Source organism: Bradyrhizobium sp. SZCCHNR1015 (assembly GCF_032489875.1).
In the GTDB taxonomy this organism is placed as follows: Bacteria; Pseudomonadota; Alphaproteobacteria; order Rhizobiales; family Xanthobacteraceae; genus Bradyrhizobium.
Genome location: NZ_JAUEYW010000011.1, coordinates 160,937 through 185,176, shown reverse-complemented (window position 1 = coordinate 185,176; position 24,240 = coordinate 160,937). Strand labels below are relative to the sequence as shown.

General features: G+C 65.6%; 23 protein-coding genes and 1 pseudogene. 14 read left to right on the top strand and 10 right to left on the bottom strand.

Annotated elements, in window-relative coordinates; translation table 11 throughout:
* Window positions 1–136: 136 nt before the first annotated feature.
* The 10 genes from QX128_RS19940 to QX128_RS19895 all read left to right on the top strand — a co-directional run bounded on the left by QX128_RS19940 (window position 137) and on the right by QX128_RS19895 (window position 12,401).
* The gene (locus QX128_RS19940) at window positions 137–619 is read left to right on the top strand and encodes a (2Fe-2S)-binding protein (RefSeq protein ID WP_315802279.1); all 483 of its coding nucleotides are present in this window, start codon (window positions 137–139) and stop codon (window positions 617–619) included.
* Entirely contained in the window at window positions 619–4,164 is a 3,546-nt protein-coding gene (locus tag QX128_RS19935; protein ID WP_315802278.1) for a molybdopterin cofactor-binding domain-containing protein, read from the top strand. Before QX128_RS19940 ends, QX128_RS19935 begins: the two co-directional genes overlap by 1 nt.
* Window positions 4,165–4,317: 153 nt before the next feature.
* Window positions 4,318–5,100 carry an IclR family transcriptional regulator gene (locus QX128_RS19930; RefSeq protein WP_315802277.1) on the top strand — a complete coding sequence of 261 codons (783 nt, stop codon included), beginning with the start codon at window positions 4,318–4,320 and terminating at the stop codon, window positions 5,098–5,100.
* A complete protein-coding gene (locus QX128_RS19925) occupies window positions 5,100–5,975 on the top strand; it encodes an ABC transporter permease (protein ID WP_316238299.1) in 876 nt (291 codons plus the stop codon). Before QX128_RS19930 ends, QX128_RS19925 begins: the two co-directional genes overlap by 1 nt.
* Before the next feature lie 8 nt (window positions 5,976–5,983).
* Window positions 5,984–6,859 carry an ABC transporter permease gene (locus tag QX128_RS19920; RefSeq protein ID WP_316238298.1) on the top strand — a complete coding sequence of 292 codons (876 nt, stop codon included), beginning with the start codon at window positions 5,984–5,986 and terminating at the stop codon, window positions 6,857–6,859.
* A 14-nt stretch (window positions 6,860–6,873) separates the two neighbouring features.
* A complete protein-coding gene (locus tag QX128_RS19915) occupies window positions 6,874–7,938 on the top strand; it encodes an ABC transporter substrate-binding protein (protein WP_316238297.1) in 1,065 nt (354 codons plus the stop codon).
* Window positions 7,935–9,023 carry an ABC transporter ATP-binding protein gene (locus QX128_RS19910; protein WP_316178309.1) on the top strand — a complete coding sequence of 363 codons (1,089 nt, stop codon included), beginning with the start codon at window positions 7,935–7,937 and terminating at the stop codon, window positions 9,021–9,023. Before QX128_RS19915 ends, QX128_RS19910 begins: the two co-directional genes overlap by 4 nt.
* A 64-nt stretch (window positions 9,024–9,087) precedes the next feature.
* Entirely contained in the window at window positions 9,088–9,747 is a 660-nt protein-coding gene (locus QX128_RS19905; protein ID WP_316238296.1) for an AroM family protein, read from the top strand.
* Window positions 9,744–10,844 carry a DUF917 domain-containing protein gene (locus tag QX128_RS19900; protein ID WP_316238295.1) on the top strand — a complete coding sequence of 367 codons (1,101 nt, stop codon included), beginning with the start codon at window positions 9,744–9,746 and terminating at the stop codon, window positions 10,842–10,844. The genes QX128_RS19905 and QX128_RS19900 overlap by 4 nt, the downstream gene beginning before the upstream one ends.
* A 3-nt stretch (window positions 10,845–10,847) precedes the next feature.
* Window positions 10,848–12,401 carry a hydantoinase/oxoprolinase family protein gene (locus tag QX128_RS19895; protein ID WP_316238294.1) on the top strand — a complete coding sequence of 518 codons (1,554 nt, stop codon included), beginning with the start codon at window positions 10,848–10,850 and terminating at the stop codon, window positions 12,399–12,401.
* Window positions 12,402–12,411: 10 nt separating this feature from the next.
* On the opposite strand, the gene pncA is transcribed toward QX128_RS19895, so the two are convergent.
* Entirely contained in the window at window positions 12,412–13,047 is a 636-nt protein-coding gene (gene pncA / locus QX128_RS19890; RefSeq protein ID WP_316238350.1) for a bifunctional nicotinamidase/pyrazinamidase, read from the bottom strand.
* 170 nt (window positions 13,048–13,217) lie between these two features.
* On the opposite strand from pncA, the gene QX128_RS19885 reads away from it, so the two are divergent.
* Window positions 13,218–13,511: a hypothetical protein gene (locus QX128_RS19885; protein ID WP_316238293.1), complete on the top strand. Its 294-nt coding sequence runs from the start codon at window positions 13,218–13,220 to the stop codon at window positions 13,509–13,511.
* Window positions 13,512–13,570: 59 nt separating this feature from the next.
* The gene (locus QX128_RS19880) at window positions 13,571–13,771 is read left to right on the top strand and encodes a hypothetical protein (protein WP_315802268.1); all 201 of its coding nucleotides are present in this window, start codon (window positions 13,571–13,573) and stop codon (window positions 13,769–13,771) included.
* 2 nt (window positions 13,772–13,773) lie between these two features.
* Here the strand turns inward: QX128_RS19880 and QX128_RS19875 are convergent, their stop codons facing one another.
* The 5 genes from QX128_RS19875 to QX128_RS19855 all read right to left on the bottom strand — a co-directional run bounded on the left by QX128_RS19875 (window position 13,774) and on the right by QX128_RS19855 (window position 19,117).
* On the bottom strand, window positions 13,774–13,989 hold the full coding sequence (locus tag QX128_RS19875) for a DUF3606 domain-containing protein (RefSeq protein WP_315802267.1): 216 nt from the start codon (window positions 13,987–13,989) through the stop codon (window positions 13,774–13,776).
* Between the two features lie 76 nt (window positions 13,990–14,065).
* Entirely contained in the window at window positions 14,066–15,616 is a 1,551-nt protein-coding gene (locus QX128_RS19870) for an aldehyde dehydrogenase family protein (protein WP_316238292.1), read from the bottom strand.
* Between the two features lie 873 nt (window positions 15,617–16,489).
* A complete protein-coding gene (locus tag QX128_RS19865) occupies window positions 16,490–16,819 on the bottom strand; it encodes a hypothetical protein (protein ID WP_409997924.1) in 330 nt (109 codons plus the stop codon).
* A gap of 105 nt (window positions 16,820–16,924) precedes the next feature.
* Window positions 16,925–18,550 (bottom strand): serine protease, encoded by a 1,626-nt coding sequence (locus tag QX128_RS19860; RefSeq protein ID WP_316217244.1) that lies wholly within the window; start codon window positions 18,548–18,550, stop codon window positions 16,925–16,927.
* Window positions 18,551–18,679: 129 nt separating this feature from the next.
* A complete protein-coding gene (locus QX128_RS19855; RefSeq protein WP_316238291.1) occupies window positions 18,680–19,117 on the bottom strand; it encodes a PaaI family thioesterase in 438 nt (145 codons plus the stop codon).
* Window positions 19,118–19,372: 255 nt separating this feature from the next.
* Between QX128_RS19855 and QX128_RS19850 the strand changes: the two genes are divergently transcribed.
* Window positions 19,373–19,999 carry a LysE family translocator gene (locus tag QX128_RS19850; RefSeq protein ID WP_316217246.1) on the top strand — a complete coding sequence of 209 codons (627 nt, stop codon included), beginning with the start codon at window positions 19,373–19,375 and terminating at the stop codon, window positions 19,997–19,999.
* A 133-nt stretch (window positions 20,000–20,132) separates the two neighbouring features.
* A complete protein-coding gene (locus QX128_RS19845; protein WP_316238290.1) occupies window positions 20,133–20,897 on the top strand; it encodes a serine O-acetyltransferase in 765 nt (254 codons plus the stop codon).
* Window positions 20,898–20,922: 25 nt separating this feature from the next.
* Here QX128_RS19845 and QX128_RS19840 read toward each other — a convergent pair whose 3' ends face one another.
* From QX128_RS19840 to QX128_RS19825, 4 genes and pseudogenes are all read right to left on the bottom strand, one after another.
* On the bottom strand, window positions 20,923–21,141 hold the full coding sequence (locus QX128_RS19840) for a hypothetical protein (RefSeq protein ID WP_316238289.1): 219 nt from the start codon (window positions 21,139–21,141) through the stop codon (window positions 20,923–20,925).
* A gap of 171 nt (window positions 21,142–21,312) precedes the next feature.
* The gene (locus QX128_RS19835) at window positions 21,313–22,935 is read right to left on the bottom strand and encodes a PAS domain-containing methyl-accepting chemotaxis protein (RefSeq protein ID WP_316238288.1); all 1,623 of its coding nucleotides are present in this window, start codon (window positions 22,933–22,935) and stop codon (window positions 21,313–21,315) included.
* 583 nt (window positions 22,936–23,518) lie between these two features.
* Window positions 23,519–23,902, bottom strand: coding sequence for a DUF302 domain-containing protein (locus QX128_RS19830; RefSeq protein WP_316238287.1), 384 nt, complete (start codon window positions 23,900–23,902; stop codon window positions 23,519–23,521).
* A gap of 182 nt (window positions 23,903–24,084) precedes the next feature.
* Window positions 24,085–24,219: pseudogene (locus QX128_RS19825) on the bottom strand (EF-hand domain-containing protein); the annotation flags it as partial.
* Window positions 24,220–24,240 lie beyond the last annotated feature (21 nt).

Genomic DNA, 24,240 nt, shown 5'->3' with positions numbered 1-24,240 from the left:
CCCTGCACAATGACGACAAATCGTGCACACGCTGCAGCGCAAAACGTGGCACTTGCATGTTAGTACACAAACGATACGCTCGGAGCGATCACCATCGCATCCTCGTTAACGATAGCACAGCGGACGGCAGAAGGGCATGACGCCAGCAACGATTCGGCTGACCGTGAACGGACGGGCGCATGACGTTGCGGCCGCGCCGGACACGCCCCTGCTTCATGTGCTGCGCAACGACCTCGCTCTGAACGGTCCGAAATACGGCTGCGGCCTCGGTGAATGCGGCGCCTGCACCGTGCTGATCGACGGCCGTGCCGCCCGCTCCTGCGTCATTCCGGTGGAAGGCTGCATCGGCCGCGACGTCACCACGCTTGAAGGGCTGGGCTCGCGCGAGGCGCCCGATCCGGTGCAGCAGGCCTTCATCGCCGAGCAGGCCGCGCAATGCGGCTACTGCCTCAACGGCATGATCATGACGACCAAGGCGCTGCTGGCGATCAAGCCCGATCCGTCACGCGACGAGATCAAGCAGGCGCTGCGCTACAATCTCTGCCGCTGCGGTGCCCATGTCGAGATCCTCCGCGCGGCGATGCGCGCGGCCGGCCACACGCTCGAGGCGCTGGACTGATGAACGATCGCCTCACCAAGGACGCCGACACGCCTCGCGGCTGGCTGGTTGTCGAACGTCCCATCGCCGGCAACGATGGCCGGTTCGAAACCTTCATCCGGATCACGGCCGCAGGCGAGGTCTCCGCCTTCAACGGCCACGTCGATCTCGGCACCGGCATCCGAACCGCGCTGGGACAGATCGTCGCGGAAGAGCTGGATGTCTCCTTCGCCCGTGTCGTGGTCGTGCTCGGGGACACCGCGGTCGTGCCGAATCAGGGCGCAACCATCGCCAGCGAGACAATTCAGATCACCGCCGTGCCGCTGCGCAAGGCTGCGGCGCAGGCCCGCGCCTTCCTCCTGGCGCGGGCGGCAGCGCAACTCGACCTCGACGTCGTGGATTTGAGGGTCGAGGACGGACTGGTCCGCGGTCCCGACAACCGCGTCCTCAGCTATGGCGAGCTGATCGGCGATGAGACGTTCCGCCTCGCCCTCGCCGACGATATCGTCGTCAAGTCGGTGAACGACTATCAGGTCGTCGGCCGGTCGGTGCCGCGCGTCGATCTGCCGGCAAAGGCGGCCGGTGAACTCACTTATGTCCATGACGTTCGCGTCCCCGGCATGCTGCATGGCCGCGTCGTGCGTCCACCCTATGCCGGTGTCGATGCCGGCCCCTTCATCGGCACCAGCCTTCTTGGCGTCGACAGGGAGTCGGTGCGCGACGTACCGGGCCTGGTTGACGTCGTCGTCATCGGCGACTTCATCGGCGTCGTCGCCGAGCGCGAGGAGAACGCGATCCTCGCCGCCGAGCGGCTCCAGGCGAATTGGAAGCCGGTGCCGAGCTTGCGCGACCTCGACGATGTCGAGAACGCGCTGCGCGCCAATCCGTCCGAGCCGCGTCGGCTGCTCGACAAGGGCGATGTCGATGCCGCCATCGCCGGCGCCGCCAAGCCGATGCGGCGGACCTATCTCTGGCCCTACCAGATGCACGGCTCGATCGGGCCGTCCTGCGCGGTGGCCGACTATCGCGACGGGCAGACCCGCATTTATTCCGGCACGCAGAATCCGCACATCCTGCGCGGCGATCTCGCCAAGCTGATCGACTGTCCCGAGGATCACATCGAGCTGATCCGGCTGGAGGCCGCCGGCTGCTATGGCCGCAACTGCGCCGACGATGTCACCGCCGATGCGCTGCTGCTATCGCGCGCGGTCGGCCGTCCGGTGCGGGTGCAATTGTCGCGCGAGCAGGAGCATCTGTGGGAGCCCAAGGGCACCGCACAGCTGATGGACGTCAATGGCGGCCTCAATGCCGATGGCTCGGTTGCGGCCTATGAGTTCGCCACGCGCTATCCGTCGAACGGCGCGCCGACGCTGGCGCTGCTGCTGACCGGCCGCATCGCGCCGGAGCCTGCGGTGTTCGAGATGGGCGATCGCACCGCGATCCCGCCTTACGACTACGACCACATGCGCGTCACTGCGCATGACATGCCGCCGATCGTGCGTGCGTCCTGGATCCGCGGCGTCTCGGCGCTGCCCAACACCTTCGCGCATGAGTCCTATATCGACGAGCTCGCGGCGGAGGCTGGCGTCGACCCGATCGAATACCGGCTGCGCTATCTGAAGGACGAGCGCGCGCGTGATCTCGTGAACGCCGTGGCCGAACGCGCCGGCTGGACGCCGCGCCCCGTGAGGGAAGAGAAGACGCCCGAGAACGGCGTCGTCCATGGCCGCGGCTTCGCCTATGCGCTCTACGTCCACAGCAAGTTTCCCGGCTACGGCGCGGCTTGGTCGGCGTGGATCGCCGATGTCGCGGTGAATACGACGACCGGCGACGTCAGCGTCACGCGGGTCATCGCAGGCCAGGACTCCGGCCTGATGATCAATCCGGACGGCGTACGCCACCAGATCGAAGGCAACGTCATCCAATCCACCAGCCGGGCGCTGATGGAGGAGATTCCGTTTTCGCGCGGCAAGGTCGCGGCACGGGAATGGGGTGCGTATCCGATCATCACCTTCCCCGATTTGCCTGAGATCGACGTGCTGATGCTGCCGAGACCGGATCAGCCGCCGCTCGGCGTCGGCGAGTCCGCGTCCGTGCCGAGCGCCGCTGCGATCGCCAATGCGATCTACGACGCCACCGGCGTCCGCTTCCGCGAGCCGCCATTCACGCCGGAGCGCATTCTGAAAGGGCTGCGCGGCGAACAGGTCGAGACGCCAGCGCCGCAGTCGCTGCCCGCCCCCGAAAGACCGGCGACGACATGGCTCAAGCCCTTTGCCAGGCGGGGCGGCGTGATCGCCAGCGCCGTCGCGGCCTGCGCCGCGGCGATCGGCGTCGCCACCGCCGTGTTGCCCTGGCGTGCCATCGCACCGATCACACGCCCCGATCCCTCGGTCTATTCCGCCGCGACGATCGCGCGCGGCGAGGCGCTCGCGGCGCTCGGCAATTGCGCGGTTTGTCACACCGCGGATGGCGGCCTGATCAATGCCGGCGGCCGTGCGCTGGAGACGCCGTTCGGCACGCTGTTCAGCACCAACATCACGCCCGACGTCGAGACCGGCATCGGCGCCTGGTCCTATCCCGCCTTCGAGCGCGCCATGCGCGAGGGCGTGCATCGCGACGGCCGGCAGCTCTATCCGGCGTTTCCCTACACGCATTTCGCGCGAACCGATGAGGCCGACCTGCAGGCGCTCTACGCCTACCTGATGGCAGAGGCGCCGGTGAGACAGCAGGCGCCCGACAACGCGCTGCGCTTCCCGTTCAACCTGCGGCCGCTGATCGCCGGATGGAACGCGCTGTTTCATGACACCCAGCCGTTCAGGCCTGATCCAACCCAATCGGAGCAGTGGAATCGCGGCTTCTATCTCGTCGAAAGCCTCGGCCATTGCAGCGCCTGTCATTCGCCGCGCAATGCGCTCGGTGCCGAGCAGCGCAACGCATATCTGGCTGGCGGCTTCGCGGAGGGCTGGGAAGCCCCCGCGCTGACCGCGCTCTCGACTGCCCCGATCCCGTGGACCGAGGACGAGTTCTACACCTATCTCCGCTCCGGTCAGTCGCGCCTCCATGGCGTGGCCGCCGGTCCGATGGCGCCGATCGTGAAGGATCTCGCGACGCTGCCCGACGCGGACATTCGGGCCATGGCGGTCTATCTCGCCTCCTTCCAGACGCCCTCGCCCGAGGCAGCGAAGCTGGAGGCGACGGCAGCGGAGTTGGAGGCGCGCACCAGGGTGACCTCGGCGGCATCTCCGGCCGCCCGGCTCTATCTCGGCGCCTGCGCGGTCTGTCACGAGATCGGCGGCCTGCCGCTGTTCGGCAGCCGGCCCTCGCTGGCGCTGAACAGCAACCTGCACAGCGCCACACCCGACAACCTGATCCAGGTGATCCTGCACGGGATCATGAAGCCGGCCTCGTCCGATCTCGGCTACATGCCGGCGTTCAAGGACCATCTCAGCGACGTCCAGCTCGCCGAACTCGTCTCCTATCTCCGTCAGCAATTCGCCCCGGACAAGCCGGCCTGGACGGACGTGGACGCCGTCATCGGTCGCATCAGGTCGGCCGCGGTGCAGTGAGGCCGAGCATGCTCCTTCCGCGCCCGGCGCCCCGCCCACCACCCTGACGCGCATTCGGGCACCTGCTTGCCAGTAATTTCGCCTTGCGGCAGTCGCCCTGCCGCTTCTAGAATTCGGGACTACGTTCCAAAAAATGGAACAAACGGTATCATCATGAGCGCCCTGACCAACGCCATCGACATCCTGCGCTGCTTCTCGACCGCGCGGCCCGACCTCTCCTTTGCCGACGTCCAGGTCCTGACCGGCAAGCCGAAGAGCTCGACCTCACGCCTGCTCCGCTCGCTGCGCGATTGCGGCCTGCTCGAGCAGGATCCGCACAGCCGCCGCTACCGGCCGGGCCTGCTCACCTTCGAGCTCGGGCGGCTGCACCGGGCCCATGACGACCTGATCGCCACCGCCGAGCGCGAGCTGCGTGATGTCTGCGCGCGCACCGGACACACCGGCTACATCGCCGTGCTCGACGGCTATCAGCAGGTGGTGCTGCGCATCGTGCCCGGCTCCAATCCGCTGCGCGTCGTCAACCCGCCGGGCCAGCGCACGCCGGCCATCATCACCTCGAACGGCCGCGCCATGCTGGCGCGTCTGTCGGACCAGGAGATCCGGGCGCGCGTGCCGCTCGACTACCCGAAGGTCCCGGCCAACTCGCCTCAGAACTTCACCGAGCTGATGGCGCGGCTGAACGAGATCCGCCGGACCGGCATCTCGGACGCCGCCGACGAGGCCATCGAGGGCGTCGGCTCGCAGGGCTTTGCGCTGGCGAGCGGCGAGAGCGGTGAGCTGATCGGCATCGCCGTCTCCTACTCGGTCCAGGCCACCACCGAGATCGAGCGTGCCAATGTCCGTCGCGAGCTCGGCAGCATGGCCGCAAAGCTGCGGCGCATGACCGGCGATCCGCTTGGCCAGACCATCGAGCAATTGGCCGGACTGGCCTCCTGATGACGAGCAGCAGCGCGCCGCGCGTCAACAGCCTGGCGCTGTTGATCCTGCCGAGCGCGCTGCTTTTTGCGCTGTTCTTCTTCCTGCCGATCGGATTGATGGCGGTGATGAGCGTCCTGACCGGCAACCCCGTGGTCATGCCGAACGTCGCCCTCACCGCCAGGCACTATGCCCGCATGGGCGATGACGGCTACTATCTCGAGGTGATCTGGACCACGATCCGGATCGGCCTCTGGACGACCCTGGCCGCGCTCATGATCGGCTATCCGCTCGCGCATTGGATGGCGCGGATCAAGAGCCGCACCGGCCACGCGCTGCTGCTGATGGCCGTGCTGGCGCCGATGCTGACCGGCATCGTGGTGCGTACCTTCGCCTGGATGACGCTGCTGTCCGACAAGGGTGTCATCAACCAGATCCTGACCTCGCTCGGGCTGGTCACCAGGCCGTTGCAGCTGATGTACAATGAGACCGGCATCGTCATCGGCCTCGTCCACATCTATGTGCCGTTCATGGTGCTGACGCTGACCGGCGTGATCGGCCGCATCGACGAACGGCTGGAGCAGGCGGCGGAGAATCTCGGCGCCAGCCCGTGGCGCGCTTTTCTCGAAGTCACCCTGCCGCTCAGCCTGCCCGGCATCCTCGCCGGGTCGCTGCTCGTGTTCGCGCTCGCGATCAGCGCCTATGTGACCCCGATCCTGCTCGGCGGCTTCCAGGTCATGACCCTGCCGATCCTGATCTACCAGCAGATCTCCGCCAACTTCAACGTCGGCTTCGCGGCTGCGCTCGGCATGGTGCTGCTCGTCATTTCGCTCTCGCTCGTCATCGCGTATAATCACGTGCTCGGCCTCGTCTCGGGCCAGCGCGAGCTGCAATGAGGGCGCAGATGACGAGCCTTGCTCCAGGATCGCAGCCGCCGCTTGCTGCGCCGATCGATCTGGGGGCGGCACCTGCCCGTCGCAGCACGACGCCGCTCCGGTGGGGCCGCAGGCTCTATCTCGCCGCCAACAGCGCCATCCTCGCCTTCCTCCTGGCGCCGATCGCGATCGTGATCGTGTTCGCGCTGAATCCGACGCCCTTCATCCAGTTTCCACCGGTCGGCGTCTCCTTGCGCTGGTTCGAGAAATTCTTCGCCTCGCGCGACTTCATGCACGCGCTGCTCTTGAGCATCGAGGTCGCAGCGATGACCACGGTCGCGGCAACCGTGCTCGGCGCGTCGGCCGCGCTGGCGGTCGCGCGCGGCAACCTGCCGGGCTCTCGCCTGATCGTGGCGACCATGCTGTCGCCGCTGATGCTGCCTGCGATCCTGACCGGTCTTGCACTGTTCCAGTCCTATGTGCTGCTCGATGTCGGGCGCCCGTTGTGGGGCCTTGTCGCCGGCCATACGCTGGTGACGATTCCCTACGTCGTGCGCACCACCCTCGCCGTGTTGCATAATTTCGATGTCAGGCTGGAGGAAGCCGCGCAGAATCTCGGCGCCAGCCCCACCCGGACCTTCTTCGAGATCACGCTGCCGCTGGTGAAGCCCGGCGTACTGGCAGGCGCGATCTTTGCTTTCATCGTCTCGTTCGACCAATTCCCGGTGTCGCTGTTCCTGGTCGCGCCCGGCAGCGAGACCTTGCCGATCACGCTGTTCAACTACCTCAAATTCGATCTGGACGGCACCATCGGCGCCGCCTCGGTGATCTCGATCCTGCTCGCCTTCATCGTCGTCATCGCGCTCGACCGCACCGTTGGCCTGCGCTCCTACGTCAAACTCTAAGGGAGATTCCGGACATGACCGACTCATCGCGTCGCTTCCCCATGAGCCGCCGGCGCCTGCTGACTTCGGCTGCTGCGCTTGGTGCAGGCGTCGTCGCGGCGCCTTACGTCGCGCGCGCCGAGGAGCCCGTGCTGAACATCACCGGCTGGGGCGGCAAATGGGGCGACGTCATGAAGGCCGAGATCGGCCCCGCCTTCGAAAGCGAGTTCAAGTGCAAGCTCAGGACCGACACTGCGCTGCCGTTCCTGCCGAAGCTGCAGGCGAGCTCGCGCTCGGCGCCGATCTACGACGTGCTGCACACCAACTCCAACGAGCAGTGGGCAGCGGTCGAGATGGGCCTCGTCGAGCCGAAGGTCGACCCCAAGCTGGTGCCGAACATGGCCGACGTCTACCCCTACGCGGTCAGCGACAAGATCGTCGGTGTCTGCATCTTCACCAGCGCCATTGGCTTGGGCATGCGCACCGACAAGGGCTACGCCAACGTCACGTCCTGGAAGGAGCTGTGGGACGCGAAGTACAACGGCGTGCGCGGCGGCTATGTGATCCCTGTCAACAGCCTGGGACAGGCTTTCCTGATGATGTGCGGCACTCTCTACGGAAGGGGGCAGACCGATCTCGACGCGGCCTATGCGGCGCTCGAGAAGCTGAAGCCGATCAAGCTCGTCGACTTCACCGGCGCGATGGAGAAGCTGTTCCTGTCCGGCGAGGTCGGCCTCGGCGTGATCCACGACTCCGGCATCTACCGCTATGACGGACAAAACCAGCCGATCGACTTCGTCACCCCGAGCGAGGGCGTGCTGTCGCTGGAGCAGGTTCTGAGCATCACACCCGGCAGCAAGATGAAGGAGCTCGCCAACGCCTATGTGAACTACATGCTGCGCCCCGAGGTCCAAAAGCGCCTCGCCGAGACCGTCTGGTACTCGCCGGCCAACAAGAAGGTGAAGCTCGACGCCAAGTACGACGCCAAGCTGCTGACCACTCCGGAAAAGGTCAGCAAGCTGATCCAGGTCGACTGGAAGTGGTACAACGCGCAGAAGGACGTGATCGACAGCCGGGTCAACCGGATCTTCCGCGCATGAGCGCAAGCATCGAGATCGCCAGCGTCAGCAAGGTCTATGACGGCGGCGTACGCGCCGTCGACGCGGTCGCCATGGACATCCGTCCGGGCGAGTTCTTCTCGCTGCTCGGCCCGTCCGGCTGCGGCAAGACCACCACGCTGCGCATGATCGCGGGCTTCGACAGCCCCAGCACCGGCGAGATCCGCGTCGACGGCGCCGACATCACCCATGTCCCCGCGCACAGGCGCGACATGGCGATGGTGTTCCAGAACTATGCGCTGTTTCCGCACCGGACGGTGGCGGAGAACGTCGCCTTCGGCCTGCGCATGCGCAAGACCGACAAGGCCACGATCGCGTCCAAGGTCACGGCCGCGCTGGCGATGGTCGAGCTGTCCGGCATGGAGGACCGCAGGCCGGCACAATTGTCGGGCGGCCAGCAGCAGCGCGTCGCGCTCGCCCGCGCCATCGTCATCTCACCGCGCGTGCTGCTCTGTGACGAGCCGCTCGGCGCGCTCGACAAGAAGCTGCGCCAGCAGATGCAGTTCGAGCTCAAGCAACTGCAGAAGACTCTCGGCCTCACCCTCGTCTTCGTCACCCACGACCAGGAGGAGGCGCTGGCGATGTCCGACCGCATCGCGGTGATGAACGCCGGCCGCGTCGAGCAGATCGGCACACCGGTCGAGATTTACGACCAGCCGCGAACCCGCTTCGTCGCCGACTTCATCGGCGACACCAATATCTTCCGCGGCCAGCGCGTGACGCTGGACCACGGGACCGGAATCGCGGTCGGCAACGGCCTGGTGCTGGCCCTGCCGGATGTGTCCGCAACGGCCGGTGGCGAGGTTCTGTCGGTCGCCTTGCGGCCGGAGAAGATCATGGTGTCGCCAGCCGGCCCGGTCGATGCCGAGAGCAAGGGCACGTCCGCACGCGGTACGGTCGAGAGCACGAACTTCCTTGGCGGTGCCGTCCTCTACCGCATCGTCCTGGACGGTGGCGAGCGGGTGCTGGCTCAGCAGCCGAATTCAGGAGCCGGTCCACTCCACGCACCCGGCCAAGCCGTCGCGCTCGGCTGGCGGCCGACCGATCTCGTCATTCTCGAGGATTGATATTGTGAACGTCATACTCCCGTCCCCTTCCCTCGATGTGGCGGATCGCCCTTCGCAACGGCGCATGGGCGTCGTCGTCATCGGCCAGAGCCCGCGCCCCGCGATGGAAGCCGAGATCGCAGCCGTGCTGTCTCACGGCACGACCATCGAATTGCGCGGCGCGCTCGACGGCATGAGCCGCGGCGAGATCGATCGCATCCCGCCGGTCGACGGCGCCGATGCGCTGTTCACCTTGCTGCCCAACGGTGACAACGTGCGCATCAGCAAGAAGGCGGTCGAGGGCCGGGCCAATGCACAGCTCGCGAAATTTCGGCACGACGGCATCGACGTCGCGATGCTGGCCTGTACGGGCAAGTTTCCCAACCTCGTGCCAGAAGGGCTCGTGATCCTGCCCTCGGCAGTGCTGCACAAGATGGTGGAAGCCGTGCTGCCGAGGGGCCGGCTCGGCGTGTTCTCGCCGCTGGCCGAGCAGACCGCGCTGATCGCCGGCAAATGGCAGCGTGATCACGTCGAGGTGGTCGGCGTCACGCTGCAACCGGGCTCCGATGACGCAGCCGTCGACGCCGCGGCGCGCGCGATGGCGGCCAAGCAGCCCGACCTCGTCGTGCTCGACTGCATGAGCTACACCAGCGCCAACAAGGCCCGCGTCCGCCGCCATTATTCCGGGCCCGTGATCCTGTCGATCGCCGCAGCCGCCCGCATTGTCGAGGAACTGTTGTCGTGAGCGGGGTGGAATTGAAGACGATCAGTCTCGACGACATCGAGGCGCTCGCGGTCGGCGCCTGGATCCTCGGCACCGGCGGCGGCGGCAGTCCCTATCTCGGCCTGCTCAACCTGCGTCGGCTCTATGCCGAGGGACATCGCGTGCAGATGATGTCGCCGCTCGATCTTGCCGACGACGACTGGGTCGCCGTGGTCTCCAACATGGGCGCCCCCTTGGTCGGGCAGGAACGGCTCGCCGACAGCCGCAGCATTGCGCGTGCGGTGCGCATGCAGGAGGAGCTCAACGGCATCACATTTCGCGCCGTGATGTCGGTCGAGATCGGCGGCGGCAATGGCATGCAGGCGCTGATGGCGGCAGCACATCTGAACATCCCCGTAGTCGACGCCGACTGCATGGGCCGCGCCTTTCCCGAGGCGCAGATGACGTCGGTTGCGATCGGCGACCTCAAGCCGTATCCCTGCACGCTCTACGATCCGCGCGGCATCGAGGCCGTGGTGACGAAGGTGCCGAGCTGGAAGTGGATGGAGCGCGCCAGCCGCAAGATCTGCGTCGAGATGGGCTCGATCGCCTCGACCAGCAAGGCGCCGCGCACGGGCCGCGAGGTCAAGGACTGGGGCATCCATTTCACGACCACCAAGGCCATCACGATCGGCCGCGCGGTCGAGGCCGCCAACCGCAGCCACCAGGATCCGATCGCCGCGATCCTCGATTGCGAGGGTGGCCAGCGGCTGTTCAGCGGCAAGATCGTCGACGTCGAGCGCCGCACCACCGAAGGTTTCTTGCGCGGCTCTGCCGTCGTGGAGGGCAGCGACGATGACCGCGGCACGCGGCTGAAACTGTCGTTCCAGAACGAGTGGATCGTGGCCTGGCGCGATGGCGAAGCCATCGCGATGTCGCCGGACCTGATCTGCGTGCTCGACAGCGTCAACGGCCACGGCATCGGCACGGAGACGGTGCGCTACGGCCAGCGCGTCACCGTGATCGCGCTGCCGGCGCCTGCCGTGCTGACGAGCCTGCGCGGACTCGAATTCGTCGGCCCCCGCGCCTTCGGTTACGACCTCGATTTCCGGTCGCTGTTTGCGCCCCCTGGAGCATAGTGAATGAAGCGGATTGGCATTGACGTCGGTGGCACCAACACCGACGCCGTCCTGATTGCCGACGACCAGGTCGTTCACTCCGTCAAGGCTGCGACCACCGCCGACGTGACCTCCGGCATCCTCGCGGCGCTGAAGGCGCTGCGAGAAAATCCCGCAGCGGCCGTACCGGTCGATGCGGTCGTGATCGGCACCACGCATTTCATCAATGCGGTGGTGCAGCGGCGGCACCTGCAGAAGATCGGCGCGATCCGCATCGGAATGCCGGCCTCCGCCTCGCTACCGCCGTTCTGCGACTGGCCGGGCGACCTCGCCGCCCTGGTCAACGGCGAGACCTTCATGCTCGAAGGCGGCCACGATTATGATGGCCGCCCGTTCATGCCGCTCGACACCGACGGCCTGAGGGCCGCCGCGCGCGCGATCAAGGCCAAGGGCCTGCGCGCGGTCGCGGTCGCCTCGTCGTTCTCACCGCTCGATCCGAGCTGCGAGAACACGGCGCGCGAGATCCTGGCCGAGATCTGTCCTGATGTGGCCGTCACGCTCTCGCACGACCTCGGCCGCATCGGACTGCTCGAGCGCGAGAACGCCGCTTTGCTCAACGCCGCGCTCCATGACCTCGCGGTCACGACGGTCGCCGCCTTCCGCAAGGCGATCGCGGAGTCCGGCATCGATGCGCCGCTGTTCCTGACGCAGAACGACGGCACCGTGATGCAGGCGGAGATCGCGACCGCCTTCCCGGTCATGAGCTTCGCCTCCGGCGCCACCAACTCCATGCGGGGCGCCGCGTATCTGTCCGGCCTCGACGACGCCATGGTCGTCGACGTCGGCGGCACCACCAGCGACATCGGCCAGCTGCGCCACGGCTTTCCGCGCGAGGCCAACGCCGTCGTCGAGGTCGGCGGCGTCCGCACGCTGTTTCGCATGCCCGATCTGCTCTCGATCGGGCTCGGCGGCGGCAGCCATGTCACGCAGGATCCGGTCCGTGTCGGCCCGCTCAGCGTCGGATACCGGCTGACATCCGACGCGCTGGTGTTCGGCGGCGACCAGCTCACCGCGACCGACATCGCGGTCGCAGCGGGGCTGATCGACATCGGCGACAGATCGCGCGTCGCGCATCTGCCGAAAAGCCTGATCGACGCCGCGCTCGCCGACGCCCACCGCAAGCTCGAAGGCGACATCGACCGCATGAAGACCGAGGCGGGCGACGTGCCGCTGCTCGCGGTCGGCGGCGGCGCCTTCCTGGTGCCGGAGCGCCTCGCCGGCATCTCCACCATCGTCCGCGTCGACCATGGCGACTGCGCCAATGCGGTCGGCGCCGCCATCGCCCAGGTCTCCGGCGAGGCCGACCAGGTCTTCCGCGACATGACCCGCGACGAGGCCATCGCGGCGGCGCGGGCCATCGCCGAGGTGCGCGCCGTGCAGGCCGGCGCCGACCGCGACACGCTCAAGACGGTCGACGTCGAGGACATGCCGATCGCCTACCTCCCCGGCAACGCGCTCCGCGTCCGCGTCCGCGTCGCCGGCGCCATCGCCGAGCCGACCATCGGCGCGGCGGCGTAGTCCACGATCATCACGCCAGCTCGGCGATCCGCTCGACCCCGGCCTCCGCGCCCTGCGCCTTGGCCGCCGCCATCGAGCCGCCGAGGTCGATGCCCCGGCAGGCGTTGTCGACGACGATGGCCGCAAAGCCGAGCCGCCGCGCATCGACCGCCGAATAATGCACGCAGAAATCGGTGGCGAGACCGACCAGGAAAACCCGCTTCAGGCCGCGCTCGCGCAGGTATCCGGCGAGGCCCGTGGGCGTGGTCTTGTCGTTCTCGAAGAACGCCGAGTAGGAATCGATCGCGGCGCGAAAGCCCTTGCGGATGATGAGCTGCGCCTTGTCGGTCGCAAGCTCGGCATGGAAGGCGGCGCCCGGCGTGCCCTGGATGCAGTGGTCCGGCCACAGGGTCTGCGGCCCGTAGGGCATCGTGACGCTTTCGAACGGCGCCTTGCCCGGGTGGCTCGAGGCGAACGAGCTGTGTCCCGCCGGGTGCCAGTCCTGGGTCAGGACGACGTGATCGAACATCCGGCTCAGCCGGTTGATCACCGGCACCACGGCATCGCCGTCGGCCACGGCGAGCGCACCGCCGGGACAAAAATCGTTCTGCACATCGATGATGAGCAGCAAATCCTCGTTGGCCCTGATCTGCATTCCTGCCTGCATCCGTTTCACGCGAGCTCCATCAAGGATGGCCCCAGGCCGCGGCGATCTCAAGCCGGGCCGCCGAATAATCCGCGGCCAGCCAGTCCCTCCATTTTGGAATCCCTGCTCTGCAGGCCGGGCCTGGAAACGCCCGCCGATTCATGGATTCTCCCGGCGGGAGAGAATGGCCGATGCCGACTGCCGTCACACACCGCTCCGCGAGCCAGCGTCTCGAGCGCTGGGCGGTCGCCACCCTGCGCGAGGCCGGCGCGATCGTCGAATGCGAACGGCACGGCTGGATACGCGAACGCGGCGACCCGGAAGCGCTGGCGCGGGCGCTTTGCGTCGCACGCGACGATCCACCACCCGGGCTGTGCAGTTCGGACGCGCTCGCGGCCATCGAGGACGTCCTGGCTGCGACCGGCGACACCTGTCCTGATTGTTCACGGCACGGAGAGCCGGAAGATCCGCCGCGATTCAAATAAGTGATTCCGCGGCTACCCCAAGATGCCCTAGCCTGAGGCCTCCACCGGGAGACGCCATCATGCCGAAGCATCCGGTCCCATGGCTGCTGCGCAAGCCGTGCCCGACCTGCGGTCGCGCGCTCGCGGTGCGCGAGGGCAAGGGCGAACGTCGCCAGCTTGTTTGTCCAACCTGCGACGGGCCCGATCCGCTGCACTCGCCCAAGGCGCTCGGCTGGGCGAGGGGATCGCTTCGGCCGCCGCAGCGGCCGAAGCAGCATTGACGTCACTTGCGCGTCAGCTTGCGCTCGACCTTGTTGCGGCTGTTGCCGACCTTCTTGACCGCCTTCTTCACCGCGGACGCCGAGCGGCCGCTCTTCTTGGCTTCGTAGCGGACTTCGTAGTCCTGTCCGCCCGCGACACGGGCGCGATCCTGCTTGCGTCCGCGCCCGGATGTTGCGGTAGCTGACTTCGCGGTGGATGTCTTCTTCTTCACTGCCATGGTGCATCTCCTTGTCAGCGCGCAACGCACGACACATCGAAGCGGTTCCGCCGATGAGGAAGACCCATCGCGTCGATCAGCCGAGGTCGAACCTGACGCCCTGCGCCAGCGGCAGGCTGCGGCCGTAGTTCACGGTGTTGGTGGCCCGGCGCATATAGGCCTTCCATGAATCCGAGCCGGACTCGCGGCCGCCGCCGGTCTCCTTCTCACCGCCGAACGCGCCGCCGATCTCGGCGCCCGAGGGGCCGATATTGACGTTGGCGATGCCGCAATCGGAGCCGCGCGACGATACGAACAGTTCGGCCTCGCGCAGATCATTGGTGAAGATCGACGACGACAACCCCTGCGGCACCGCATTGTGCAGCGCGATCGCGGCATCGAGATCGCGATACGGCATCACGTACAGGATCGGCGCGAACGTCTCGCGCTCGACCGGACCGGATTGCGCGTCGATCTCGACCAGCGCCGGCCGCACGTAGTAGGCCTCCGCGCAGCCGCCGACCGCGACGCGCTCGCCGCCGAACACACGGCCGCCGTGATCCCGCGCGGCGCTCAGCGCATCCTGCATGGCGTCATAGGCGCCGCGGTCGATCAGCGGGCCGATCAGCGTGCCCTGCTCCAGCGGATTGCCGATTGCCACCGAGGCATAGGCCTGCTTCAGCCGCGGCACGAGCTGGGCGTAGACGTCGGCATGCACGAACAGGCGGCGCAGGCTGGTGCAGCGCTGGCCCGCGGTGCCCATCGCCGCGAACGCCACCGCGCGCAAGGTGAGATCGAGGTCGGCGGTGGGCGTGACGATCGCGGCATTGTTGCCGCCGAGCTCGAGGATGGCGCGGGCAAAGCGGCCGGCAAGGCAGGCGCCGACGACGCGCCCCATGGCCGTCGATCCGGTCGCCGACACCAGCGGCACCCTGGCATCGTCGACCAGCATCTCGCCCACCGCGCGGCCGCCGAGCAGCAGGCCGGCGAGCCCCTCCGGGGCCTCGCCGCCCTCGCGGCGATAACGCTGCAGCGCGCGCGCCAGCAGCGCGTCGGTCGCGAGCGCGGTCAGCGGCGTCTTCTCCGACGGCTTCCAGACGACGCTGTTGCCGCACACCAGCGCAACCGCCGCATTCCAGGCCCACACCGCCACCGGAAAGTTGAACGCCGAGATCACGCCGGTGACCCCCAGGGGATGCCAGGTCTCCATCATCCGGTGCTCGGCGCGCTCGGTGGCGATGGTCAGGCCATATAGCTGGCGCGACAGGCCGACGGCGAAGTCGCAGATGTCGATCATCTCCTGGACCTCGCCGAGCCCCTCGGAGACGATCTTGCCGGCCTCGATCGAGACCAGGCGGCCGAGCGCGGCCTTGTGGGCGCGCAGCTCCTCGCCGAACAGCCGCACCAGTTCGCCGCGCTTCGGCGCCGGCCTGAGTCGCCACTGCAGGAACGCGGCATGCGCGCGCGCAATCACCGCGGTCGCATCCGCCCTGCTGTCGTCATGCACATGGGCCAGCACCTCGCCGGTCACGGGCGAACGGGCGGCGCGCGTCCCGCCGCGCAGCCGCTCCGGCGCAACGCCGAGCGAGGTCAGGATCTCGGCCGTTTCCGCAACGAGTGTCAGGGGCGATGCTTGGCTGGGCGACATATGCAACTCCGGATTGTCCCTTGCGCCGGTGCACGCGAGACGTCATGAATGGTCCATCGTAAACGCCCCCGTGTAGATCAAATCCGGCTGCGGCGCGAGCACCCGCGCGCTGGGCAAACCGCCACTGGAGCCGATCGCCTATCCGCTCCCGCGAGTCGTTATCTCTCACGCTCGTTGCCCGCGTCGCGCCCTCCGGATGGGCCATGAGTCGCGCATCGGTGCGATCCCGCGACGCGGCGCGCCCGGGCTGATGGGATCGACGAACCCTCGCGAAACACGAGGGCGCAGGGAATGCCGGGAGCTGGCCGCCCCCATGGCCCGCCTGCGAAAAAAATGCAGGCGGCAGGAACCACAGGTTCAGCCGAGACATCCCGGCATTCCCCGCGCGATGGTCTTCACGCTTATATCGTGATCTCCCCGGTGTACGGCTCTTTAGCCACCGTCGCCCCCGGGATCATCGCCCGAAAGCTTGGCGCCAGCGTCGCGGCGCCAGGACCACACGACTTCACGTCCGCAAGCTGCCGTTCGTCCGCGTGCAAGCACGCTGCGGCAGGCAAGCGGCCATCGCCTCCCCGCCTCACGTGTCGTGACGATCGCGATACGCCCCTCGTGGCGAAGCAGGATGGACGCAGTAGAGCACATTTTCCGGAAAAGCGAAAGATTTTTCTTCTCGGCGGTCAGAGATTGCTCCACACCGCCAGCTGCGAGCAACGCCATACAGCTGCCACATCCCATCCCGCGAAGGACATAGCCACTATCTGTAAAATCGGAAGCCTGCAGCGTTTCCTGAAGTCCACTTCCTGCCGTCACAGATCGTGGCCCGCCCCACCCCAATCGACAAAGTGAGCGGCATAGTTGCCCAGTCGGCAACTTCTACTTTTCCTGAATCCGATTAAGATAGTCTATTATGGCAAGAATTCGCGCTCTCGCAATACTGTCCGGATCAAATGACGATGCATCGGCTCCAGAGCTCAACTGCGTCGCTTGACTTGGCCGATACCGATACCCCCAAATGGGCATATCTCGCGTACCATGCGCCAGGATTGCCTGCCTGCCATCGATCACTTCGTAGGTACTACTAACAGGAAACACTCCATTATTCTTCTTGGCAATCGCCGTAAGATCGGACGGAACCGATTTCAGCTGCGTGCTCACCGGTCCACCCCCCTTACCATCGGCTCCATGGCAAGGAGCACATGACATGGCAAAATCGGACTTGCCCGCATCTTGAGCCCAACAAGCGGCTGCCATCGCAACCGTTGCAACTGCCACAGCGAAACACTGTCCTGTAGATCGCATGGTGCACCCCTATTTTTCCGAACCTGAGACATCCGCTCTACCTAAACAAAACACTTGAACGCTGATCTTCTGACCAATCTCTGCGACGTCTGCCGATGACAACTCCTGAGCACTTTTCGTCGCTGCCGAGATCTCCGGAGAGACTCCCCGACGATTGAGGAAATTGACGACAATCTGCGATACAATCGCGAAGTTTATTAATTCTGGAATGTCCCTGCCAGCCTTCATCATGGCCAATGCATTCAATTTGCTATCCACGATTCCGACGACACGCCCCGACATGTCGAGCAACGGTCCACCGCTATTGCCGCTTTGCACGGGAGCGGAGGTCTGCAAGAACCGCGTATCGTTCCCTAGGCCGGTCAACGCCGTAACGTCCCCAGTCGTGAAATTGCCAACGCTCGGGAGCAAGCCTGCAAGCGGAAATCCGAATGCAGCAACCCTGTCTCCAAGACGCGCCTGGAGGCTGAACGAAGCAACAGCGGCATTGCCCATATCGGTCCTCAGTAAAGCCAGATCATTCGCGTCATCCTGACCGTACACCGTAGCCGCATACTCTGCTCTGTCGGCATAGCGAACCTTGATCGGGCTCGTGCAGCCGCTCACAACGTGATTGGCCGTAACGATCACTCCGCGGGCGACAAAAAATCCCGTTCCCGTTATCACGGAAACTTCGCTTGGCTTGGCTCGCGACCGATGATCTTCTACGCACTGCTTGATCGACCTCACTATACTGATGGCGTCTTGCATGTTGAGCAGAGCAAGACTTTGCCCGGCATCAGTCCGAATCCCCAGAAAGCCCGCCGTAATCACACTTGCCATGAACTCGTCCTTGAGCGGACCGACGCTCAGGACACCATCTGAGACGTCAAAAGTCGCGTCGAACTCCCTCGTCGTGACAAGGCGAAGACGAATCTGGGTCTTGTTCGCGGTCAGATCCCTCCACTTTGGATTGATCACTAACAGCCCAAATCCTCTTTCATCCTCTCGAGCAGCCTGAACGAATCCCAGGCCAACGGCCGTTCCATCCGTGAACGTCGCCTTTGCAATACAGATGTCTGCTTGTTGATCGTATCCTAGCGACCACCCACTGGTCGGGGCGCTCTTTCGTGGATGATCATGCACGCACCGCCGAATCGCATTGATCGCGTTGGCAGAGTCCTGCATACTTACGATTGCGATTGACTGCTTACTTTCGTTCTTTATTGAGATTGACCGCGCATCAGCAACACTCTGGACAAATTCCTCACTGAGTTGCTTAACCATTATGACTCTCTCGGAAACCTCGAAATTTCCCTCCCATTCACTCGTAGTCGTTATGAAAAGATGGATCTTGTTTCGCTTTCCCAGCGCCCCGTCCCATTTAGGATTCGCAAACGCCAGGGACCAAGCGGATTCTTTATCACTCACAGCCAACGTTACTAATAAGGTTGTACTGTCTGCAAAGGCGATTCCAGCGTAGCAGGCGTTTATCTCTTCGGTCTCGTCGTATCTGATTGACCACCCGCCAACGCGAGCATACTCGCCCGAATCTGCCCGAGCCGCAGGCTGCTGGAGGAACTGCAGCGCGACGAAGGCCAGGGTCGCTATTGCGAGCCGGCAGTGTTTGCTAAATGACTTGAGGGAAAAGTCCATGCAGGAGCCTCCCTGACAACTCAGGTCACTATTCAATTTTAGCGTGCACTAGTATTGCTACCCTATCTTTGATCCAGCTCAATGGTTAGAACGCAAAGGCGTTCCATATGATTGCGGGACTCCGCGGTCTCAGTTGTCATCCCAACACTCCATGCACGACGGTTTGGCGCTTGATCTCGTCATACTCCTCAGGCCAGGAGATTGCCGGCACCATCGCGCGCTACTGATCTTGCGAGCACAGTTCTCGTCTCGCCCCTCAATAGCCATGAGGGTTGCCGTCAGGAGAGCAACGAGCCGCCGTTCGCCGCCGCTCTCGGCGAAAACCTCGCTCTGGGCGAGCGTCAGCGTCCGGCCTGATTTGACAACCCTGCCCTCGGCGACGATGCGCTGGCCCACGGCTGGAGCCACCAGATCGATCTTGAACTCGGTGGTTAGAACTGCGCGGTCCGCGGGCATCATGCTGAGCGCCGCATAGCCTGCAGCCGTGTCCGCGATGGCGCTGACGGTTCCGGCGTGAACGAACCCGCGCTGCTGCGATATCTCCGGCCTGGGCGTGAGTAGGACCATCGCCTCCCCGCCTCAAGTGTCGTGACGATCGCGATACGCCCTTGTGGCGAAGCAGGATGGACGCAGTAGAGTAAAATTTCTTATAAAGCGAACGAATTATTGGAGCGCCGCAGCGACCGAAGGTCGTGCATGACACGTCTTGCGTTCGTGATCGTCGAGGAGAACTGTTGAAGCGGGTCTCGCAACAAAGATCATTGCGGCCCTTTCCGCCTCGATATACCAACGTCGCATGTGTCCTCGCGAGAGACAATCAGCATGACGATCGAGACCTGGTTCGCATTTGCCGGAACGTCCATCATCCTCCTGGTGATCCCGGGGCCGACGGTTCTGCTGGTGGTCTCCTATGCGCTGGGCCAGGGATGGCGAACCGCGCTGCCGACGGCCGTCGGCGTCGCGCTGGGCGACTTCACCGCCATGACCTTGTCCATGCTGGGCGTCGGCGCACTGCTGGCGACCTCGGCGCTGCTGTTCACCGTGCTGAAATGGATCGGCGCGGCCTATCTCGTCTGGCTCGGGATCAAGCTGTGGCAGGCCGGCGGCGCGCTCAACGCCGTGCCGCGGACCGACCGAACCTCGGCGCTGAAGATGCTCGGTCACGCCTGGATCGTCACGGCGCTGAACCCGAAGAGCATCACCTTCTTCGTCGCGTTTCTGCCGCAGTTTCTCAGTCCGAACGGCAGCTTCCTCACGCAGATGGTCGTGTTCGAATCGACCTTCGTCGTGCTCGCCTTCGCCAACGCCGTCGGCTATGCGCTGATCGCCTCGCGCGCCCGCGCGCTCGTACGGAGCGAGAAGGTGATCAGCATCTTCAACAAGGCGGGCGGCACCCTTCTGATCGGTGCGGGCGTCGCCGCCGCGGCGGCGCGGACGGCGCAGAACTGAACGGGCCGCGAGCTTTCGGCGGAATGTCGCCGGCCACATCGGCTGACAACGCCCGCGAGGCATCGTCCAGGTTTCAGCAGCGCGCAGGTCAGGCTATATTGCCGCCGTCACCTGTCATCGAGCAGGCTCTGCCATGGCCGACACGCCCCCATCCAGTCCCGAGCTCTGGCCGTCGCTCCAGCACGAGGCCCGGCGCATCGCTGCGGCCGATCCCGTGTTCAGCCGCATCCTGTCGGCTGCAATCCTCGACCATTCTGATCTCGGCAGTGCCGTCGCGCAGCAGATTGGCGTCCGCATCGGCAGCGGCGATGCCGCGCGCGCCCGGTTTGCCGCGGTCGCGCGCGAGGCGTATGCCGCCGCGCCTGAGCTCGTCGAGGCGGCGGGTCACGACCTCGGTGCGATCGCGACGCAGGATCCAGCGACGACGGCGCTGCTGCCGCCCCTGCTGAACTACAAAGGCTACGTCGCACTGCAGGCGCATCGCGTCGCGCACTGGCTCTGGAGCAACGGGCAGCCCGACCTGGCGCTACTGCTGCAGGCGGACACGTCAACGTCGCTGCAGGTGAGCATCCATCCCTCGGCGCGGCTCGGCACCGGGATGTTTCTCGATCATGCCACCGGCATCGTCATCGGCGCCCACAGCAGCATCGGCGACGACGTCACCATCCTGCAGAACGTCACGATCGGACGACACGACGCGCTGCCCGGCCGCGCCCCGCGGATCGGCCGCGGCGTGCTGCTCTCCTCGGGCGCGACCGTGCTGGGCGACGTCGCGATCGGTGATTTTGCCAAGATCGGCGCCGGAGCACTCGTTACGTCCGATGTGCCGGCTGGCTGCACGGCCGTGGGCACGCCGGCCCGGCTGACGAACTGCCCGGAGCAGCCGATCCCGGCCTGACCACGACTGCTCGGCCGGCAAGGCTCTACGGCAATGTTTCGAGCTTGGCCGCGGTGACGGAGATCAGGTCGCGGATCTTGTCGCACTCGGCCGCAAGCGATGCGAGGGCCGGATCCGACCTGATGCACCGGTCCAGATTGTCGACCGCGCTTCGCCAAGCCTCCAATTCGCGCCGCAGCCGTCCGATCTCGCTGGTGACCACCGCATCGCTCAGCCGTTCTGCTTTCGCGCCGATGATCCGCAACGAGGCCCGGGCGGGAAATGCGAGGATATCAGCCACGGATCGCCCCGATGAGAAAGGTGGAATTCGGCGAAGACGACAGGCGCACGACGCGCGGGGCGGCGGCATTGCCTGCAACCGCGCGGCGGCCTGGATTGACAAGCCACCGCGCGCTCGGCGCTTTCCGGTCCGGCCTCAAGCCGCCGCGCGTTCGGCCAGGGCCTGAGCCTCGGCCGCGGCACGCGCCATGCTCGACGACATCTCGCTCGTCACCGTGCTCTGCTCCTCGACGGCGGCCGCCGTCGACGTCACATACTCGCTGACGTTCTGGATCGCCTGCTTGATCGAACTCAGGGACGTGACGACGCCCCCGGAGATATTGTTGAGGCTGTCGATCTCGGTCGCGATCTTGTCGGTGGCGGTCTTCGCCTGGGTTGCCAGGTTCTTGACCTCGGATGCAACGACGGCAAAGCCCCTGCCCGCTTCGCCGGCCCGGGCGGACTCGATGGTGGCGTTCAGCGCCAGCAGATTGATCTGGCCGGTGATGTTGTGGATCATCTCGACGATGCCACTCATCGACTGAGCGGCATCCGAGAGCCGCTGCGCCTGCGCGTCGGCCGAGGTGACACGGTCCACCGCGCCCATGGCGGTCTCGCGCGATTTCGTCATGGCTTCGGAAATCTCGCGCACGGACGCGTTGAGCTCCTCCGCGCCCGCCGCCACCGATTCCATCATGGCGCGCACACGCTCGTTGCCCATGCGAACGAAGACCTGCCGGGTGACGTCGGTGGCGTATTTGACCACCTTGAACGGCTTGCCGTTGAGGTCGAGGATCGGATTGTAGGAGGCCTGGATATAGACCTCACGGCCGCCCTTGCCGATGCGCTTGTACTCGGCCGACTGATACTGGCCGCGGTTCAGGCTCGCCCAGAAATCGCGGTAGGCGCCGCTCTCCCGCTCGGATGGTTCGACGAACATGCTGTGATGCTTGCCCTGGATCTCGGCCAGCGTGTAGCCGAGCGCGCGCAGGAAGTTGTCGTTCGCGGTGATGACCGTGCCGTCCATGTTGAACTCGATCACCGCCTGCGACTTGCCGATGGCCTCGATCTGCCCGGCGAGGTCGGCGTTCTTCAGCTTCTGCGCGGTGACGTCGGTCGCGAACTTCACGACCCCGATCGGCCTGCCCGCCGCATCGAGCACCGGATTGTAGGTGGCGAGGATCCATACCTCCTTGCCGCCCTTGCCGATGCGCTTGTACTCGCCGCCCTGGTATTCGCCGCGATTGAGCGCAGCCCAGAACTCGCGATAGGCTTGGCTGTCGCGCAGCGCGGGTTCGACGAACATGCTGTGATGCTTGCCCTGGATCTCGTCGAGGCGATAGCCCAGCGCATCCAGGAAATTCTTGTTGGCACCGACGATGGTGCCGTCGAGCTTGAACTCGATCATGGCCTGCGCGCGGTCGATGGCGGCAAGCTTGGAGCCATCGGCCATGCTGCGCAGCTTCTTCTCCGTGATGTCGGTCGCGAACTTGACGACCTTCACGGGCTTGCCGGCGCTGTCGAGGACGGGATTATAGGACGCCTCGATCCAGATTTCGCGACCGCCCTTGCCGATGCGCTTGAACTCGGCGGCCTTGAGCTCGCCGCGGCTCAGCGCCGCCCAGAACTCGCGGTAGGCGGCACTGTCGCGTTCGGACGGCTCCACGAACATGCTGTGATGCCTGCCCTGGATTTCCTCCAGCTGATAGCCGAGTGCGTTCAGGAAGTTCTTGTTCGCGGTGATGATCGTGCCGTCGAGCTGGAATTCGATCACCGCCATCGCGCGACTGATTGCTGCAAGCTGTGCTTCCGCGTCCGAGCGGCTGTTCGATCGAAACAACAAGGTAACCTCCAGATGAATAGTTCGTTTGCAGATGGTCGGCGGCGATGACGATCGTCCCCGCGCGCCCGGCGACATGTCTGCGCAAAATTGATGCAACTTGTTCCAGTCTCGTTAAAGCGCGTTGAGAAACTCCGGCTTTTCCGTAGTTCTACCGCTGTTACATGACGCCCGACATACAAGGACGGCGCGCGGAAGCTACGCTGCGGCCCCTGAAGCGTCGTCAATCGGGGCGCGTGGCGTGGAGATCGTGGGGGGTCAAGTCGGTCGATCGCATGCCCGCCGCAGCCCTGCTGCGGCAGACAGCGGCTGCGGGACCAGGTGGCCGAGCGCCGCCTTGTTGTTGGCGCGCAGCTCCTTCCCGAGCAGCCGCACCAGCTCGCAGCACTTCGGCACCGGGAGTAACCGCCACTGCAAGAATGCCTGATGCGCGCGGGCGATCGCCGCGCTCCATCCGCGCTGATGTCGTCATGCACCTGGGCTGGCGAGCCTCGATCAGCGGCGGTCCCGTTGAACAGCGGCGCTAGACCGCCTCGACCACCGCCTTCAGGGCGTCGGAGACCTTTGTGGCGAGCGTCGCAAGCGCCAGGTTCTCGATGGCCTGCATCGAGGCGACGGGATTCACGGCCGCGACCTCGACCTTCCCGCCGATCTCCTGGACGATGACGTTGCAGGGAAGCATGGTGCCGATCCGGCTCTCCGCCTGCAATGCCTCATGCGCCAGCTTCGGATTGCAGGCGCCCAGAATGGTGTAGGGCCGAAAGTCGGCGCCGATCTTCTCGCGCAGCGTCGCCTGCACATCGATGCGGGTCAGAACGCCAAAGCCGCGTGCCTTCAGCTCCGCGGTCACCCGCTCGATCGCTGCTTCGAACGATAGATTCACCGCTTTGGCAAAATAGTAGCTCATGCTCGCCTCTTTCCGGCTGGTCTGCCGCCGCGTCAACACGGTTCGTCGCGCGCGGCCATGGGATCTCCCGGCGGCACTGTTGCGCGTCCGTGCGGCGTGCACTTGATCGAGATCAGCGAAATGGCCGCCCGTGCCGGACTCGCGGCGGCGCAGGCCAGGCCATCACGCCGTTTTGACGCCGGTCATTGCGGCCCGTGCATGAACGCCTGCATCTCTTCCGGGGTCAACTTGCCGTCCTTGTTGCTGTCCATGGCCTTGAAGATGCGCTCATGCGTCGCCTGGAATTCCTGCAGCGAGATCGTGCCGTCGCCGTCGGTGTGACGGCGCGGCGGATCACG